This is a genomic window from Paraflavitalea sp. (assembly GCF_059502485.1).
Genome location: NZ_JCACET010000008.1, coordinates 369,418 through 386,943, shown reverse-complemented (window position 1 = coordinate 386,943; position 17,526 = coordinate 369,418). Strand labels below are relative to the sequence as shown.

At 44.5% G+C, this 17,526-nt stretch carries 13 protein-coding genes and 1 tRNA gene; 6 read left to right on the top strand and 8 right to left on the bottom strand.

From position 1 onward, the window contains the following. Positions 1-566: 566 nt before the first annotated feature. The 7 genes from AC5JBY_RS04285 to recQ form a co-directional block, all read right to left on the bottom strand. Complete coding sequence (locus tag AC5JBY_RS04285) at positions 567-2,690, bottom strand: Z1 domain-containing protein (RefSeq protein WP_495903320.1); 2,124 nt, start codon at positions 2,688-2,690, stop codon at positions 567-569. 130 nt (positions 2,691-2,820) lie between these two features. After that, on the bottom strand, positions 2,821-3,252 hold the full coding sequence (locus tag AC5JBY_RS04280; protein WP_495903319.1) for a very short patch repair endonuclease: 432 nt from the start codon (positions 3,250-3,252) through the stop codon (positions 2,821-2,823). Then, a complete protein-coding gene (locus AC5JBY_RS04275; RefSeq protein ID WP_495903318.1) occupies positions 3,224-5,230 on the bottom strand; it encodes a BbrUII/HgiDII family restriction enzyme in 2,007 nt (668 codons plus the stop codon). Before AC5JBY_RS04275 ends, AC5JBY_RS04280 begins: the two co-directional genes overlap by 29 nt. Next, positions 5,227-6,285: a DNA cytosine methyltransferase gene (locus tag AC5JBY_RS04270; protein ID WP_495903317.1), complete on the bottom strand. Its 1,059-nt coding sequence runs from the start codon at positions 6,283-6,285 to the stop codon at positions 5,227-5,229. Before AC5JBY_RS04270 ends, AC5JBY_RS04275 begins: the two co-directional genes overlap by 4 nt. A gap of 291 nt (positions 6,286-6,576) precedes the next feature. Continuing rightward, positions 6,577-6,649: transfer RNA gene (locus tag AC5JBY_RS04265), tRNA-Phe, on the bottom strand. Positions 6,650-6,736: 87 nt separating this feature from the next. Next, entirely contained in the window at positions 6,737-7,531 is a 795-nt protein-coding gene (locus tag AC5JBY_RS04260; RefSeq protein WP_495903316.1) for a DUF3050 domain-containing protein, read from the bottom strand. Positions 7,532-7,589: 58 nt separating this feature from the next. Next, positions 7,590-9,887, bottom strand: coding sequence for a DNA helicase RecQ (gene recQ / locus AC5JBY_RS04255; RefSeq protein ID WP_495903315.1), 2,298 nt, complete (start codon positions 9,885-9,887; stop codon positions 7,590-7,592). Positions 9,888-10,367: 480 nt separating this feature from the next. Between recQ and AC5JBY_RS04250 the strand changes: the two genes are divergently transcribed. The 5 genes from AC5JBY_RS04250 to AC5JBY_RS04230 all read left to right on the top strand — a co-directional run bounded on the left by AC5JBY_RS04250 (position 10,368) and on the right by AC5JBY_RS04230 (position 14,862). Beyond that, positions 10,368-11,348 carry a KpsF/GutQ family sugar-phosphate isomerase gene (locus tag AC5JBY_RS04250; protein ID WP_495903314.1) on the top strand — a complete coding sequence of 327 codons (981 nt, stop codon included), beginning with the start codon at positions 10,368-10,370 and terminating at the stop codon, positions 11,346-11,348. Between the two features lie 9 nt (positions 11,349-11,357). Beyond that, positions 11,358-12,467 (top strand): mannose-1-phosphate guanylyltransferase, encoded by a 1,110-nt coding sequence (locus AC5JBY_RS04245; RefSeq protein ID WP_495903313.1) that lies wholly within the window; start codon positions 11,358-11,360, stop codon positions 12,465-12,467. Between the two features lie 67 nt (positions 12,468-12,534). After that, complete coding sequence (locus AC5JBY_RS04240; RefSeq protein WP_495903312.1) at positions 12,535-13,251, top strand: 3'-5' exonuclease; 717 nt, start codon at positions 12,535-12,537, stop codon at positions 13,249-13,251. A gap of 17 nt (positions 13,252-13,268) precedes the next feature. Continuing rightward, positions 13,269-13,661 (top strand): RidA family protein, encoded by a 393-nt coding sequence (locus tag AC5JBY_RS04235; RefSeq protein ID WP_495903311.1) that lies wholly within the window; start codon positions 13,269-13,271, stop codon positions 13,659-13,661. A gap of 49 nt (positions 13,662-13,710) precedes the next feature. Beyond that, a complete protein-coding gene (locus AC5JBY_RS04230) occupies positions 13,711-14,862 on the top strand; it encodes a methionine aminotransferase (RefSeq protein WP_495903310.1) in 1,152 nt (383 codons plus the stop codon). Between the two features lie 12 nt (positions 14,863-14,874). Here the strand turns inward: AC5JBY_RS04230 and AC5JBY_RS04225 are convergent, their stop codons facing one another. Continuing rightward, positions 14,875-16,458 (bottom strand): hypothetical protein, encoded by a 1,584-nt coding sequence (locus AC5JBY_RS04225; RefSeq protein WP_495903309.1) that lies wholly within the window; start codon positions 16,456-16,458, stop codon positions 14,875-14,877. Between the two features lie 494 nt (positions 16,459-16,952). On the opposite strand from AC5JBY_RS04225, the gene AC5JBY_RS04220 reads away from it, so the two are divergent. Beyond that, on the top strand, positions 16,953-17,444 hold the full coding sequence (locus AC5JBY_RS04220) for a GNAT family N-acetyltransferase (protein ID WP_495903308.1): 492 nt from the start codon (positions 16,953-16,955) through the stop codon (positions 17,442-17,444). The last annotated feature ends 82 nt before the right edge of the window (positions 17,445-17,526 follow it).

Sequence of the window (17,526 nt, the reverse complement as noted above, 5' to 3'; positions counted from 1 at the left end):
AAAATATGGCTGCCAGCCAGATACGATTTTTTATAACAATACTTAGTACAAGTAAAATCATAAAATGTAGTAATTCTTTCTCACCTCATCATTCCTCAGTCTTATATGTTTCTCCATAAGGATTAGTCAATATTTAGTGAGCTTACTTATCATTATTATCTGCTCAAAACTTTATCCGCAAAAGCTGAGGAATTTCTTGCACTGAAAAACTTTCCATGATTTTGTTAGCACAACGGGTTGCCTGATAGAGGGTTAACGAGAATAGCCTCCTCTCGTAATGAATTTGCTATCATAATGGCAATAAATATTATCATAAACTAAAACAGAAACCGTGAGTCTATGTTAGAGTGTCGATTTGAAAAGCTACAGTTAATTACCTTATATCGCCAAATCCGATCAAATCTCATCGTGTCGGCTATTGAATATATGCCAGAATGCCTAATGGACATCATTCTTGTTTGTGGAACACAAACTTAATATGCAGGTTTATGTGGATGGTGCAACCATCAATCAAAAATTAGAGTATTTGCAAAAAGCTCAACTGAAAACGCCGCCAATAGTTTCATTTAAGCTTTGGTAAAAATAAAGACCCGTGGCAGCTTATTTGGTACAACAATGGTCGGAAAGAAAAATGGAGGCATTTTTTCTGCATCTGCAAACGGCTTAGGGGTCACATCCATAATCCACAACGTCGTATGTTCATCAAGTCTTGCATCATTTTGTTCTTTTCCACTCAATGTACCAGAGGAAATAGACCCATCTTCCAACACTGTTCTATCAGCGGATCTATATTTTAATCGAATACGAGAACCTAATCTCTGATATAGTTTATCCAAAACCGTTTGAATTGTTCTGTCGTTCCATGTATTTTGCGCACGGGTTTTGATTATCTCCAACATCTGATATGCTTCCGATAGTGAAATCAGTACCCCTTCTTTTCCCACAGTTTTTAGTTTTACTAAGTCTTGATCGGATATGTTAAATGCATTAAACAATAAATCCCATATTGTATGTATAGATCTTGCGGTTTGAGGCAATTTCATTCTATTTGGATAGACTTGCATGCCCGCTACTACTGCTACTACGTTTTCAGCATCTAACACTCCTTTTCGAGTTGGGTTCAATCCAATGGATGTATCTATCGGGAATGTTTTAGGGTCATCCACATGTTGTTCGATAAAACCTCTCAAAGCCTCATCAGACGAGAAAATGTCGCAGAATCTATAGTACAGCGGAAACGTCGTAAACAGTTTGGTGTATGCAAGTGTATCTTCTCTATAACCGAACATCCGGGCGTGTTGATGCATTGTATCCATTTGTGAAACTTTGGAATGTCTCACATAATAAGTCACAAGAAGATTTGGAATTGCTATCCCACGTCCTAAAGTATTGCCCCCGATTAAAAAGTTGAACCCTGGCCTATATTCGATTCCTGTCCTATTGTTATTTGCTGCATTAATTACCAAAATACTCGGTCGTAATAGGATTTCTTTTATAGTTGATTTCAATACAGGTAGCGCGGGTGTTTCATTTCTTCCAAGCTGCATTTGCAATGCTCTATATTGAGTGTTTAATGCAGCCAATATATCCAGAGTATCTTCTTCACCAATTAATACTCTTTTGATTGCTGTAAGATAAGAGAGTATTCGTCCTTTAGCACGTGCCTGTTCATCGTTTCTCAAGCTTGGATGGCAAAGAAACTGATATCCTTTCCCGTCCGAAGGAAGACCCTTATTCAATTTTGCGGCAGACGCAGAGAGTAAAAAAAATAATATTGCATCTCTTAAGCCTTCGGGAAATCGGCCACTTGCTCTTAAAAGCCTACTCTTATCTAAATTTGGAACAATCGAAATCAGATTATATTCGTTTTCTTGAGGCTCGGAAGTTTCGAAAAAATAATTACCGCCGATATAACCAATACCCGGCGGCAGCATTTCTATGAAAGAAGGCTTATTATCTGACGATGCAGTTTGAAGTAATACCGCTTGTGGAGTACCTGTTACAGCCACATAAACACAGGCCGGAAAAGCCGATCTGATTTTAAAGATCAACTTGTTAATTGTACTTTTTTCTAAGGTAAGATCACCAGTTTTCGACCTTTTGTAAGTATTGGTATCTAATGAAGCCTGATCCCCTTCATCGTCGAATATCAACAGTGGATATTTTTGCGCATCTATGGATTCCAAAAAATGAAGAACATTTGCGAGGCTTTTATCTCCTTTTGAAGTAATTATTACGATGCGGCCCTCTGGAGTTGAAAGGTCTACTTGAGCGTGTTCAATAAAGTCATCAAGTTCATCATCTTTTGTGAACGCACTAACTCCTACTAGATGTTTTATAAAATCCAGATGTGTTTGATTGACAAGGTCGTTATTGTTACTTGTCATAACCAAGGCTAACCGAAATCCATTGTCAAATGCCATAGCAGTGCTGGTAATCATCGCTCTGGTTTTGCCACTTTGTATGCGACCATATATCAAGCCGTTAGGACCTAATGTCCTTTTCCTAAAGCTGTTGGGAATACCGTTTCCATGTTCGCCTACATGGCCTTCGCCAACATCGTTGTTGTAAGCAGTGACAATTTTATTGATAATACTACTTGCATTCGCTGTAGCGGTAGTCACTTGCTGTCCGACCAAGCCTAAGCTTCGTAAGGTGGCCATGTAAAAATCACCTGCGTTGTTTATCATATCTATATTATAAATCCTTGATTAAACACATGCCGATTCTACAGGATCTTGCACCATTTTTTAGTAGGTACATACAAGATAAATGAAATGTTTCTAGGAACGAATATTGTATGTAACCGTGGGTATCGAATTAATTACTTTCTAGGAAATTGAAAATATTCTTTTGGAGAGCATTTAAGTCCTTTACTTCGCATTGCCAAATAATCAAAACTTCCCAGCCAGCTTCTTTTAATAATTTAACATTTTTCAAATCACGCTGGATATTGGCTGAAAACTTGGCCTGCCAGAATCTTATTCGCGTTCCGGGAGTCGTTGTATGCTTACAGCCTTCATGACGATGCCAAAAACAGCCATGCACAAAAATAACTTTCTTTCGTGAGTGGAATACAATATCTGGGGAACCCGGCAACGATTTTTTATGGAGCCTATATCTATATCCGTTACCATATAGTAATTTTCGAACAATGATTTCAGGTTTTGTGTTTTTACTCCGAACTTTGCCCATGAGAGCGCTTCTCTCACTTTTACTCAGCTTATCTTTCTGTCGTTTCTTCTGAGGCATAATTGTCGATGGCTCTTATTATTTCGCTTAAAGTGTCAACTATATCTCGGTTTTCCATATAATCCTGATATGTTTGCCGAGCATCGATCAGTAATTGTTCGTAAAAGACTACCCTGCATTGGTGAATCTTTAAAGATTCTTGCCATCTGTGCCTCATGGCATCGGTTGTCCAATCACTAGGTTCTTTCCCAAGCAGTATGACAATACTAACTTGCTCCGAACCCCTGCCTTGTTGCCGCAATAGCTTGTCCATGCCGGATAAGTATTTATCTGTTTGAACGATGAGCTGTGCAGTGGTAACCGAACGTTCAGGCCTTTTGAGTTCAATTATTATGTGTTGACCAGCACTTTTTCTATATCCAATATCCAGGCGGCCGTCGCGTTCTTCTTGACTTAAGCTTGCAGTTTCTTCTTCAATCATTTGAGTTACTGGCCTTTCCATGAGTTCGCTGCCGTCAGCGCGCTCCCACGCTGGGTCAAGCAGCCACAAGTGGTCAAACAAGTATTCTTGAATGGCCTTTTCGAGCGCATTGATATCGACTTTTTCTTCAAGTACTTTAATTACTTGGATTCTCTGCTGAACGATCTGGCCGTAAAGAGTAGCTTCAAGATTGTCTAAATCTTCGAAAATGCTTATCGCCGTTTCAAAATTTTCATCGGTAATTCTTTCAAGGGCATCAAGGTTTTCCTTGGCTCGATAAAATTCAAAAGCCAGAATCGAGTGTTTTATAAGCTGCTTTTGTTCATTTAAATCGTCGATTCGGATTTGATTGATTTTGCCAACCCACTTTTTCGCTTTTGTTCTTGATGATTTTGGTAGTCCATCCATCCAGTCTTTAACTGCAGGTATTTGGAGTGCTCTTTGGGCCCCTTCTTCCGCTTTTAGTCTTTTCCATTCGCTCTGTATATGCTTGAGCTCTGTAGCAAGAAAAGCTTTGATTGCTACAAATCTTTCATCGTCTTCGACTAGCTGTTGTCTACTGCTGGTCGCCGCGTCGTCGTCTTTAGATGATCCAGGGCCATCATATGTATCAAGAGAGTCGACTCTCAATTCGCCAATCAGGTAACTTACGTATACGCCGCGCTCAGAAAAATTACTAAGTATGTCTTCTTGAGCCATTTTACCTCGTACGAAGATGGCAACTCTATTTAGGTTTTCTCCTTCCTCGTCCTTCAGATGTTTTACTTCTCTTACAGTCCCTAGCCAACCGGATATTGATACGCCAGCATTATTGCTGGCTTCAGTTCTATCGAAATGCTGAGCGTTTATAGAGTATTGTACAACTTCATTTTGTTGGCCATACGTCCACAAATATTGAAGTTTGTCGAAATAGTCTCGGTCGGAGGCCGTTACTTCTTGATTATCTACTAAGACCCTAAATTCTTCAGATGCTCCTATGACTGAAAAACGACGTGCTAATCTTTTCTTTAAAGCTGAAGTAGTATGGGCCGTTTGTCGTTTTCTCAATTCAGAGAGCGTAATTCTTGTACCGTTTTTAAAATCTATGTTATCTGTAGATAAAGGCTCTGGATTGTAAACTCCTTCTCCACCAGCCTGTTCGATTTTTTGCCGGATGTCTTCAAGCTTCATTCTGAATGCGCTCTTGATGCCATTCTTTACGGTTTCGATTTCAACACAATTTGCAATCGAAAACAGGGATAATTTTCCAATGCCTTTTCTTCCCATTGGTTTTCGGCCTTTGGGAGTGTTGCCTGGCTGCTCATCCCTGCGACGATAACCAACTGTTAAAAACCGCTTGTTTATATCATTAGGCAGCATACCTATGCCCGAGTCTTGAATGACAATTTTTTCATCATTCCTATGCCAATTTACATGAACATCGTTTGCGTCTGCATCCCAAGCATTAGCAACAATTTCCGAAAGCACCGCAGGCACATTGCTGTACAGACTAATTCCCAAATGCTCTAGCACATTCAGGCTAATCGTTAGCGAAAATTGTGGTGCAGGTGGTGTCATGCGCACTCGTTGATGTGCAGTTGGATAGATTTTGCGATTGCTTGACCCAACTTTACAGGGACAGCATTGCCAATCAGGCGTCCCAATGCGGTAAGGTTAAGCTTTGCATCTTTTTTGATGAATTTATATTTTTGGGGGAAGCTTTGAAGAATTGCGGCTTCCCGTAATGAGATCGCTCTATTCTGTTCTGGATGGCCGAATCTTCCATTGCCATACCCATAACATTGGGTGGTCATTGTTGGTGCTGGCTCATCCCAGGACATTCTTCCATACACACTAGAATAGGTTTTCCCGGATTCGCTTAGATGACACTCTGCGATCAGTTCTTCAGGCCAATCTTTCCAAGAGCCGCCGGGCTTTGATGCCTTGATTCGTTTAAGATTAATCTCCGTCAAAGCTGCTGCTGTGTGCATTTTATCCTCAGGATGAGTTTGTCCAGCCTTTAGGCTTGGAGTTTTTCCAATAGCTTTCCGAACAGTCTTTGGCTTTTTTGTGGTTGGAGGGATCAACTTCAATTCTCCTAATTTCGATCCCAGCAGCACAAGCCTTTTTCTTGTTTGTGGCACACCATAATCGGAGCTATCTACAACATCGAACCAAACATTATATCCCTGGCGTTCAAGTGACGATACGAATTTTTTGAATATAGGATGTTTCATGAGAGCAGGAACATTTTCCATAGTTACTATTTGAGGTTCGCTCTCTCTTACCAAGCGTGCAAATTGATCGAGTAGTGTCCATTTGTCGTCTCGTTCCAATTCATATCTATGCGAGTATGTAGAAAAGGGCTGGCAGGGAGCACATCCTGCCAAAATCCTAATTTCTGCTTCGCCGTAGAGGTTGACCAAATCTTCTCCACTTACCTTGGCGATATCCGCTTTAATAAATTTGCCATTGTTGTTGCTTGTGTAGGCGTATTCACATGCAGGATCCAAATCGATTCCTGCAACAACTCTCATTTTTTGCGCTACAAAGCCATGAGACAAACCGCCTAAGCCACAAAATAAATCGACTACAGCTGGGGATTTTTTTCCTGTTTGGACCTTTTTAGCCATCCAATCATCTTTTTAGTAAAATCACAGATTATATAAATACATCAATATGAACTAGAAAGCAATTTACTTTTATTTCAAGTTATTACAAGGATTTTTACTAACGGCTGTTAATATCCTCATTTATTATGAGTGCGGGGTAAGGTAAACGGTTAACCTATGCAGTAATAACATGGAAAAACATCAAGGGAGAGCCTATCGCCTCTGTGTTATAACCCATTAGGTTTTTAAACATGTTATACCCGCATGAAAAAAGCGACTATAACTTTCGTTATAATCGCTTCATTCTGTTCGTGGTGTGGGGCGGGATCGAACCGCCGACACAAGGATTTTCAGTCCTTTGCTCTACCGACTGAGCTACCGCACCTCCTGCTTCCCTTTTCCTGGTTCAGGACCGAAATCCGTAACCTTGATTAGGGGTTGCAAAAATAGCAAATCCATGGAAATCAAAAAATTAATTATTGATTTTAGCCTGTTTATTTATCAGAATTTGTTCCAATGCGCCATCCCACAATAACTTCCTCAGTTTCAACGCCTGTAAAGCAGCCGCAGTAGCCTGCTCCCAGGCGGTCTCATCTTCCCCACACAACTCCTGCACCATTTCCATCGCCAGCATACTGTGATGGTCCCCATCCACCTCGATATGACGCTCCAGGTAGTACTTGAAAATCGAAAGCTGGCCGGGGAACTTCTGCTCCAGATCCTTCACCAGTCCATAAAACATATCCGGGATCAGGTCTTCCCGTCCGAAGGTGAATACGGCGGCAACGGCGGCTACATCCTGCTGGTCCAACGTATCGAAAGTAAACCGCACAAACTGCTGTACAGCCGGGGGTAACTGCAGCTGCTGCAGTGCAGCTTGCACTTTCATGCCATCCTGCAGTAAACTCAACAATTGCTGTATGCCAAGGGTAGGAGCACCCAGCTGTTCCATGGCTCGACAATACAATTCATAATGACTGCACCGGTTGCCCTGCTCATCCACATCACTTTCCTCGCCGATCACAATTTCATTGATCAGGTAGCGGGTATTGGCACTACCTACCGGCACCCAGGGATATTTAACACAGGTGAGCTGTTGTTGCAAACCTTTCAGCAGGCTCATAAAATCCCACACAGCAAATACATGGTATTGGGTGAAAATGCGGAGGTCGTCCAGCGTAGTGATGGTATTGTATAAAGGATGCTCTACAATTTGCTGGCGGGCCGGACTAATGGCAGCTTTTAGCTTGTCGATATGTGGATGCATAAAATAAAAAAAGTTGCAGCGCAATGCTACAACTTAATTATATAAATAAGATTAGAAATTACATGCCATACTGCGCCAGGAACTTGATGCGCATGATCTTCAACTGCTCCCAGGTGTAGTTGCCATCACTCAATTCTTCAGCAGCTACCTGCAAGGAAGAAGTCTCGCAGCCTTTGAAATACTCAAGTATCTCTTCCTGTTCGTGCTCATCCAGCATTTCATCGATGGCGTAATCCAGGTTGAGCTTGGTACCACTGGCGGCGATGGTCTCCATTTCTTCCAGCATCTCGTCCATCCGCCAGCTTTTATTCTTGGCGATAGTTTCCAGCGGTATCTTTTTATCGGTCTGCTGTATAATATATACCTTATTGCCACTCTTGTTCACCACACTCTTCATCACGAAGTCATCCGGGCGCTCGATATTGTTATCTTCTACATACTTGGCCACCATCTCTATAAAAGGCTTTCCATAACGAATGGCCTTACCCTTGCTCACGCCAGAACACTTTTCCAGCTCCTGGAGGTTGGTAGGGTATAAGGTAGCCATGTCCTGCAGTGAAGTTTCGAGAAAGATCACGAAAGGAGGCAGCGCTTTCTTCTTGGCTTCCTTCTGACGCAGCTCTTTCAACATCTCAAACAGCTTCTCGTCGGTGGCAGCTGTACCAGTCGGGCCTTCTGCACCTTCATCATCATCCGCATTGGCCTCTTCGTACAGGTTGTTGAGGATGATCTTGAACGACTTTGGCTTTTTGGCAAACGCTTCACCAGCCTTGGTGATCTTCAGCACACCATAATCTTCGATCTCCTTGCTGAGGTATCCAGCCAGCAACAACTGACGGATCAGCGTGCTCCAATAATGATCGGGCTCATCTTTACCAATACCAAACTCTGCAATGCCTTCGTGGCGGAACATGCTGATGTTGGGGGTCAGACGACCTATAATAATATTTACCGTATAGTCTGTAGCAAAACGCTCATCCAGCGCTTTCACAGTCTTCAGCACTTTCACGGCATTTTCCTTCGCTTCTACTTCTTCTTTCGGATGCAGACAGTTGTCGCACTCGCCGCAATTCTTATCCGTATACTCTTCTCCGAAATAGCTCATCAACACTTTACGACGGCACACACCACTCTCCGCATAAGCTACCGTTTCGTTGATCAGCTGGGCGCCCACTTCACGTTCGCTCAACGGCTTATCGCGCATGAGGTGCTCCAGCTTCGCCACGTCTTTATGAGAATAATACAGGATACACTTGCCTTCCAGGCCATCACGACCTGCACGGCCAGTCTCCTGGTAGTAGTTTTCAATACTCTTGGGAATATTGTAGTGGATCACAAACCGGATATCTGGTTTGTCGATACCCATACCAAAGGCGATGGTAGCAACAATCACCTGCACTTCCTCGGTGAGGAACAGGTCCTGCCGCTCGGCGCGCAACTTGCTGTCGAGCCCGGCGTGATAAGCCACCGCTTTGATGCCGTTGGCCATCAGCATGTCGGCCAGCTCTTCCGTTGTTTTACGGTTCAGCGTATAAATGATGCCGCTTTTACCTTTCATCTGAACGATAAAGCGCACAATGTTCTTGATCGTTTGATCCTTCTTGATCTTTGGCTGGATCTCGTAGTACAGATTCGGCCGGTTGAAAGAAGAGATGAAGATGGCCGGATCATTCAGGTGCAGGTTCTGGATAATATCACTCTGTACCTTGGGTGTAGCCGTAGCCGTAAGAGCGATCACTGGTACATCAGGGTTGATCTGCGTCATCATCTCCCGCAGCCTCCGGTATTCCGGGCGGAAGTCATGTCCCCATTCTGAAATACAGTGCGCCTCATCAACGGCGAAAAAAGATATTTTAAGTTCGGCAAAGAATTCGAGGTTTTCCTGCTTGGTGAGCGTTTCAGGCGCCACGTACAACATCTTTGTACGCCCACTCGTGAGGTCATCCTGTACTTCCCGTATTTCTTTCTTGCTTAATGTAGAGTTGAGAAAGTGTGCTACATCATCTTTGCTGCTGTAGCCGCGTACCAGGTCTACCTGGTTTTTCATCAAAGCGATGAGGGGGCTTACGATGAGGGCCACACCTTCGCTGATCATGGCGGGCAGTTGATAACAAAGACTTTTGCCGCCGCCTGTAGGTTTGATAACGAATGTATCCTTTCCGCTGAGTAAGCTTTTGATAATAGCTTCCTGGTTGCCCTTGAAAGCGTTGAAGCCAAAATGCTCCTGTAACGCTTCGTGCAGGTAAGAACTGGTTATAGTGCCATTAGATTTGGCAGATCCGCTTTTCTTAGCAGCGGTGCTACTTTTAGAGGCCTTTTCTGTCTTAGTTGCCGTTTTCTTGGTTGTTGTTCCCATGCTCAAATAATTTCCTTCACACGTTTTGTGACATAAATCTCCATAAGATAAAAGGTTGTAACGTTTCAAAATAGCGGCACTTCGACTGCGCCGGACATACCCGTTATAAACGAATAACGTCAAAGTAGCATCTCATGTTTGGCCAGGTCGTCAGATCGGTGGTTAGCGTTGGTTAGATTACTGTTCCTGCTTAATGGATCAGATTCGTTTTAAAGGGTGGCGAATTTAACCCTTTTTGGCCGTTCGCCAATCAATAACGCCCGCTTTAACAAATATGATATAATTGATAAGCGCTGATTTTTTGCACCTATTCCCTTGTAAATCACATAAATTACTGAATTTTAATCGTTTTACAAACGGTTTGTTAAGCGGTTTATCCACCAAAGCGGACGGTATACCCGTTATGGGCTCAAACCCTACCCGGTAACGTGCTGTTTTTGTGGGCCAACAATTTTCAAGTAGGTTTGTCATTTATAAATTATGTCTGTAGCATCTACCATTGATATTAAGTCAGTTGCGATCAGGACCATCACCCAGGAGGCCGAGGCGGTAGCCTCTTTGAAGCCTATGATCAATGATGATTTTGAGCGCGCTGTCCGGGCTATTATGGACACACGGGGGCGGCTGGTGGTAAGCGGCATTGGCAAAAGCGCCATTATTGCCCAGAAGATCGTGGCCACCCTCAACTCTACCGGCACGCCGGCCATTTTTTTACATGCTGCCGATGCTATCCATGGCGACCTGGGCATGATCCAACAGGAAGATGTTGTGCTCATCATCAGCAAAAGTGGTGAGAGCCCCGAGATCAAAGTGTTGGTACCCCTGGTGAGGAATTTTGGTAATACGCTCATCGCGATGGTGGGCAACACCGAAGCTTATCTGGCCAAACAGGCTGATATGATATTGAATACAACCGTATCACAGGAAGCCTGCCCCAATAACCTGGCGCCTACTTCCAGCACAACAGCACAATTGGTGATGGGCGATGCCCTCGCCGTGGTGCTGATGGAGCTGAAGGGATTTGGCTCAGATGACTTTGCCCGCTTTCATCCTGGCGGCACGCTGGGAAAAAAGTTATACCTGCATGTTTCCGATCTGTATGTAAACAATGAATGCCCCAAAGTGCTGACGACTGCCACGCTGAAGGAAGTCATTGTAGAGATATCTAAAAAAAGATTAGGTGCTACAGCTGTTGTAGATACGAATAATCAACTACTTGGCGTTATTACGGACGGTGACCTGCGCCGCATGTTGGAGAAGAGCATAACCCTGCAGTTGGAAGAAATTAAAGCAGCAGACATAATGACGAAGAATCCTAAAACGGTCGATGCAGATGCATTGGCAGTAGAAGCGTTGGACCTCTTGCGTCAATATGATATTACCCAGCTGGCGGTAACAACAGGTTCCACCTATCTTGGCATTATTCATTTGCATGATCTCGTAAGAGAAGGACTCATTTAGATTTGAACTATGACAAAATCACAAAATCCTGCGATAGGCAATAAGCATCATTACGTAGCAATTATGGCAGGAGGTATCGGCAGCCGCTTCTGGCCCATGAGCCGTACCAATTATCCCAAGCAATTCCTGGACATCCTGAATATTGGCAAAACGCTTATCCAGTCTACCTATGAGCGATTCGCGTCCTTTATTCCCAAAGAAAATATCTTCGTCGTTACTTCCAACGAGTATATCAATATAGTAAAGCATCAGTTGCCCGAGATGCCGCTGCAGAATATTCTGGGCGAGCCTTCCCGGAAAAATACAGCACCTTGCATTGCTTATATCTCTTTCAAGCTGCAGCAGCTCGATCCGCAGGCTTCGCTGATCGTAGCGCCGTCGGATCACCTGATCCTCGACCCTGTGGCTTTCACTAAAGTATGTCTTGAAGCTCTGAGCTTTGTCAATAAACACAACGCCTTTATCACGCTGGGCATTAAGCCTACATATCCCAATACCGGGTATGGCTATATCCAATACGAGCAGCATGCCGTGTCGGATAATGTATATAAAGTGAAGACTTTTACAGAGAAGCCCAGGCTTGAACTCGCCAAGACCTTTCTGGCCACCGGTGAGTTCCTGTGGAATGCAGGCATCTTCGTGTGGCAGGTAAAGAACATCCTGGCGGCATTTGAAAAATACCTGCCCGAGATGTTTGAAGTGTTTGCTGCCGAAAAAGATAAGTTCAATACCCCCCAGGAGATATCCGCACTTAACAGCATCTATCCGCTCTGCACCAATATCTCTATCGATAACGGTATCATGGAAAAGGCCGACAACGTGTACCTCATTCCTTCTTCCTTTGGTTGGAGTGATCTGGGTACCTGGAACAGCGCCTACGAGAACCTGGAAAAAGATTACCTCGGCAATGCGGTAGCCGGCGACCAGGTGATGGTATTCGATGCCCATAATAATATGGTGCATGCCAAGAACGAACGCCTGGTACTGTTGCAGGGCCTGGAAGACTTCATCGTGGTAGATACCAAAGATGTACTGCTGATCTGTAAAAAAGATAAAGAGCAGGAGATCAAAGAGTATGTAGCCGAAGTGAAGAGAAACAAAGGCGACAAGTTCCTGTAATTAGCTCCAAAATATAAGGCTGTGTCATACCGGTAAGTTTCTTACCTTTTGCCCTTATTTGCTGCTTATGCTCACAGCCTTGAATAATATTCTCTTCCTCGACATCGAGACGGTTTCCCAATACCCTACGTATGAAGAAGTACCTGAAGAATGGAAAGAGCTGTGGGGCCTGAAGGCAAACTACCTGATACGTAATAAGGACGAAGAGACCGTTGAAAGCGTGTACAACCGCGCCGCTATCTACGCCGAGTTTGGCAAGATCATTTGCATCAGCTGTGGCTTTATATATGGCAACGGCGAGTCCAAGAAGCTTGTATTGAAGTCTTTCTACGGGCACGACGAAAAAGAGCTGCTGCAGCAATTCACTGAAATGCTGCGCCGCTGGGCCACCGACAATCATAAATACCTCTGCGCCCACAACGGCAAAGAATTCGACTTCCCCTACCTGTGCCGCCGCCTCATCATCAACAGTGTTCCCATTCCTCCCGTGTTGCATATCAGCGGAAAGAAGCCCTGGGAAATAGCCCACCTCGACACCATGGAAATGTGGAAGTTTGGAGATTATAAAAGCTTTACATCCCTTAATTTGCTGGCCCATACCCTTGGTATCCCTACGCCCAAAGATGATATCGATGGTAAGATGGTAGGAGAGGTGTACTGGAAACAAAATAACCTCGAACGCATTGCTGCCTATTGCCAGAAAGATGTGGTCACCGTGGCCCAGGTATATCTGCGGTTCAATGGCGAAGGCCTCATCAAACCGGAGCTTATAGAAATTAAGTAATTCAAAAAATTATAGCCATGTCCAATCGTATTAATATTTCTTCCGGCGCCAAGTGGGAAGACATTGTAGGATATAGCCGGGCCGTCAAGGTCGGCAATGTGGTGGAAGTAACAGGCACCGTAGCCGTTGATGAAAACAGCCAGCTGGTAGGGAAGGGCGACGCCTATGCACAAACCCACTTTATCATTGGTAAAATTGAAAAGGTATTGCAACAAGCGGGCGCCAGCCTGAAAGATGTGGTGCGCACCCGTATGTTTGTCACCGACATCAGCCGCTGGGAAGAATATGGAAAAGCCCACGGGGAATATTTCAGTACCATCAAGCCCTGCACTTCCATGATAGAAATAAAAGGATTGATAGAGCCGGATTATTTAATAGAGATAGAAGCTACTGCTGTTATCAATGGCTGAGCAGCTGGTCCCGGAGTATAAATAGCATTTTCATTTTCAAATTTTCACATTGTCACAGTTTCAGATCGAATCCAAGTTACCCGATGTAGGCACTACCATCTTTACCGTCATGAGTGCCCTGGCCACCGAACACAAAGCCGTTAACCTCGGACAAGGGTTTCCCGATTACCCCATGCCGGAAGCCCTGACCGCGTTGGTAGATAAAGCAATGCAGGAAGGATTTAACCAGTATGCCCCCATGCCCGGCTGGATGCCGTTGCGGGAATCCATTGCTGAGAAAATACAGTTCCTGTACAACACAAAAGTCAACCCCGATACAGAGATCACTATTACACCCGGTGGCACGTATGCTATTTATACAGCATTGACCACCGTGTTGCAACCCGGCGATGAGGTAATCGTATTTGAACCGGCTTATGACAGCTATATTCCAAACATCACGGTGAACGGGGCCGTACCTGTGTTGATCGACCTGAAATTTCCTGATTACCGCATCGACTGGAATGAAGTGCGAAGCAAAATAACACCGCGTACGCGCATGATCATGCTCAATACGCCACACAACCCCACCGGGGCCGTGTTGCGGGAAGATGATATCGAGCAGTTGCGTGCTGTGGTGAAGGATACCAACATACTGATCCTTTCCGATGAAGTATATGAACACCTGATCTTTGATCAGATACCCCACCAGAGCATGTTGCGCTACCCCGACCTGCTGCAGCGCAGCTTTGTGTGTTTCTCATTTGGGAAAGTGTACCATTGCACCGGCTGGAAACTGGGCTACTGTGTGGCGCCTGCCGCATTTACCAAAGAGTTCAGGAAAGTACATCAGTTCAATTGCTTCAGCTGCCATACTCCCTCACAGGTGGCGCTGGCGAGCTTCTTGAAGAATAAGGAGTCTTACCTGCAGCTGTCGCCGGAGATGCAGCAGAAACGTGATTTCTTCAGTGAGCTGATGAAGGACACACGCTTTACGCCGCTGGCCAGCTACGGCAGTTACTTCCAGTGCTACAAATACGACCGCATTAGTGACGAAGGCGATAAAGAATTTGCTATCCGCATCACCAAAGAATATGGCATTGCCACCATTCCCGTGTCGGCATTCTACCAATCGGGAAAAGACAATAAAGTAATCCGGTTCTGCTTTGCCAAGAAAGAAACAACCCTTGAGCAGGCTGTAGAGCGTTTGCGAAAAATATAATATAAATGTCTGTTACGCCGATTGCTTTTGTACCTCTTCCAGTTCCGGGTAGTTGCGCCTGCGACGCTTCAGATATTTATTGTAGATAACTTCGCTCATAGGCTTGCCCGATACCTTGCTTTCCACCCAGGAAATGATATCGAGGTAGGCAAAGGCCCGCGTTTCGTAACGGTCTTTCTCCAGGTGCCTGATCTTTTCGAGGAACTTCTCCAGCTCTGGCTTCAGCTGGCGGGGCGATAAGCCAAAGGAATGACGCAGGAAGCGGAACATCTCTTCTTCCACCACTGTCAGGTTCTCCATTTTGGCCATGAAGCGGTATACCGATTTCGTGAGCGACTCCATCAGTTCGAAGTTGCCCAACTCATAATGCGCCAGCAGGTGCAGCAGGCGTGCATAACACTGCAAGTCGCTGCGGATCTCCGTGCTGCCGTTGATGATCTTCTGTACGTAGTCTATCGACTTATTATAATCGCCGCTGCCGAAGTAGAGCGTCGATATTTTATAAGTGAACACCATGATGCGGTGATAATCCACATACAGGGAATATTCTTCGAGGTCTTTTTCAATCTGCGGCACTTCTGTCAATCCTTCTTTGAAAGTGCCACGCATGAGGTGCCAGTTCAACTTGGCACTGTTGATATAAATGGAAGTGTGCGTTCTGAAATTGTCGTGGATATTGGCCACAGGTGTCCTGGCATACTCCTCAAACTTATTCAGCGTGATCTCGAACTTCTCGAAGTTGCGCAAGTCGAAATGTGAATTGAGCAGGTTGTGCATACCCTTGATGTAGTGACCGGTCTCTACCGTGATCATGAACGGATCGGCATCAAACAGGTCGATCCACTTCTGACTGTAGCGGTAATACATTAAGAAGTCCTGCCGCACGAAGGCATACCAGCAATAACTCTGATAGAGGTATAGCTTTTCGTAGAAGCCCGTAATCTCATCATTGGGCGGGAGGTTTTGGATGAAGAACTCCCTGATGCCGGCTTCATCTTTTTCATTGCGCACGTGACCGTTCTTGATATACCAACGGTATAGCTTCAGCGCCAGATTGGAAAGGCGTGTTACGCGGTCTATATGTCCACTGATCTCTAAGGATTCCTGTACCAGTTCATCTGTTTTCTCCTGCGAGCTGCGCGTGATGTGAAGCGTCTCGATCTTTTTCTCCAATGAGATCACCTGTGCCAGGAAGTTGAACTTCTGGTTGGAGCGGGCAATTTCTTTCACGCGCTCTAATATCTTCAACGCCTGGATCTTTAATCCCTTCGTGTATAGTATACGTGCATAGTCCAGTTGCTCTGTCAGTTGGAGATCTACATTCTCAGCGGTCTTCAATAAGCGCAAACTCGCTAACAACTGTTTGTAAAGATGCGTCTTGAGATTATTGAGTTGCGGTTTCTGAATGGAAGGAAGCTTTTTCAATAACAGTTTTTCATCATATTCATTCAACTTATCCAACGCATCAAATAACTGTATGATTTTCAGGTCTTCGTTGCCTGAGCTTCTTTTTATATAGAGTTTAAAATGTCTTTTCTCCGACTTTTCTAAAGAGTGAACTAACTGGAATAAGGTATCTGTTAATCTGTTGGCCATCATTATGAAATTTTCCTGAAACACAGTACCAGAAAGGGTTTTGTGCTTGTGTCACCCCTTTGGCATAATCAAATCCCTCATAAGATGTTTTGAATTAAGTGAAACCTCATCTTATTTTTGTTTCAGCAAAGACAAGATGAGGTTTTGAGTATCGCTGGCAAGTGAGTTAGAGGCCGGGGTGAAACAGAAGCAAAAATACGTTCACCCGTACAAATAGAGATAGATTTTATTACCTTTTTTCATATGGCAAGCAATCGTTAGAGGTCAGCTGTTTCTACAGTGGACCTTTTTTCTTTTAAAAAGGCCCCGCGAATATAGTCTATAAAAGATTTCCATGTTAACTTTTCTTTAAAATCAGCGAAAATCCTTGCTTATATCGTATTTCCTGCAGTTTCCCTTCACGCGTAATCACTTGTAAATCTTACGGAATATCATTTCAGTGCTAAATATCTGACCGGTCACATTTATTTGTGCCCGGATTTTTAATTTCGGGTATGATCACGATTGAACCCATGCTGGCCGACCAGGCACCCGTTCTGCTGGATATTTATCGCCAGGGCATCCTTTCCGGGATGGCCACCTTCGAAACCGTTGTTCCCGAATGGCCTGTTTTCAACGCCAAGTACCTGCCCCACTCACGTATTGTTGCCAAAGAAGGCGAAGAGATCACAGGCTGGGCGGCCCTCTCACCCGTTTCCTCGCGCGATTGCTATCACGGCGTGGCAGAAGTAAGCGTGTATGTGGCCCAGGCCCACCAGCGCAAAGGCATTGGCCGCATCCTGCTACAGGCATTGGTGGAGGAGAGCGAACAAAACAATATCTGGTCGCTGCTCAGTGTGATCCATGAAGAGAACAGGGCCAGTGTGCACCTGCATGAACAATGCGGTTTCCGGTACATTGGTTACCGCGAGCGCATCGCACAGCTCGATGGCATATGGAGAACGACGGTGATGATGGAGCGGCGCAGCAATAAAGTGGGCGTATAAACTATTGATCACTTCAACAATAATATAACAGCGGGCCTTTTTTGCTGCTACTGTAAATCAATTATTTTCGTTGCACAATTTC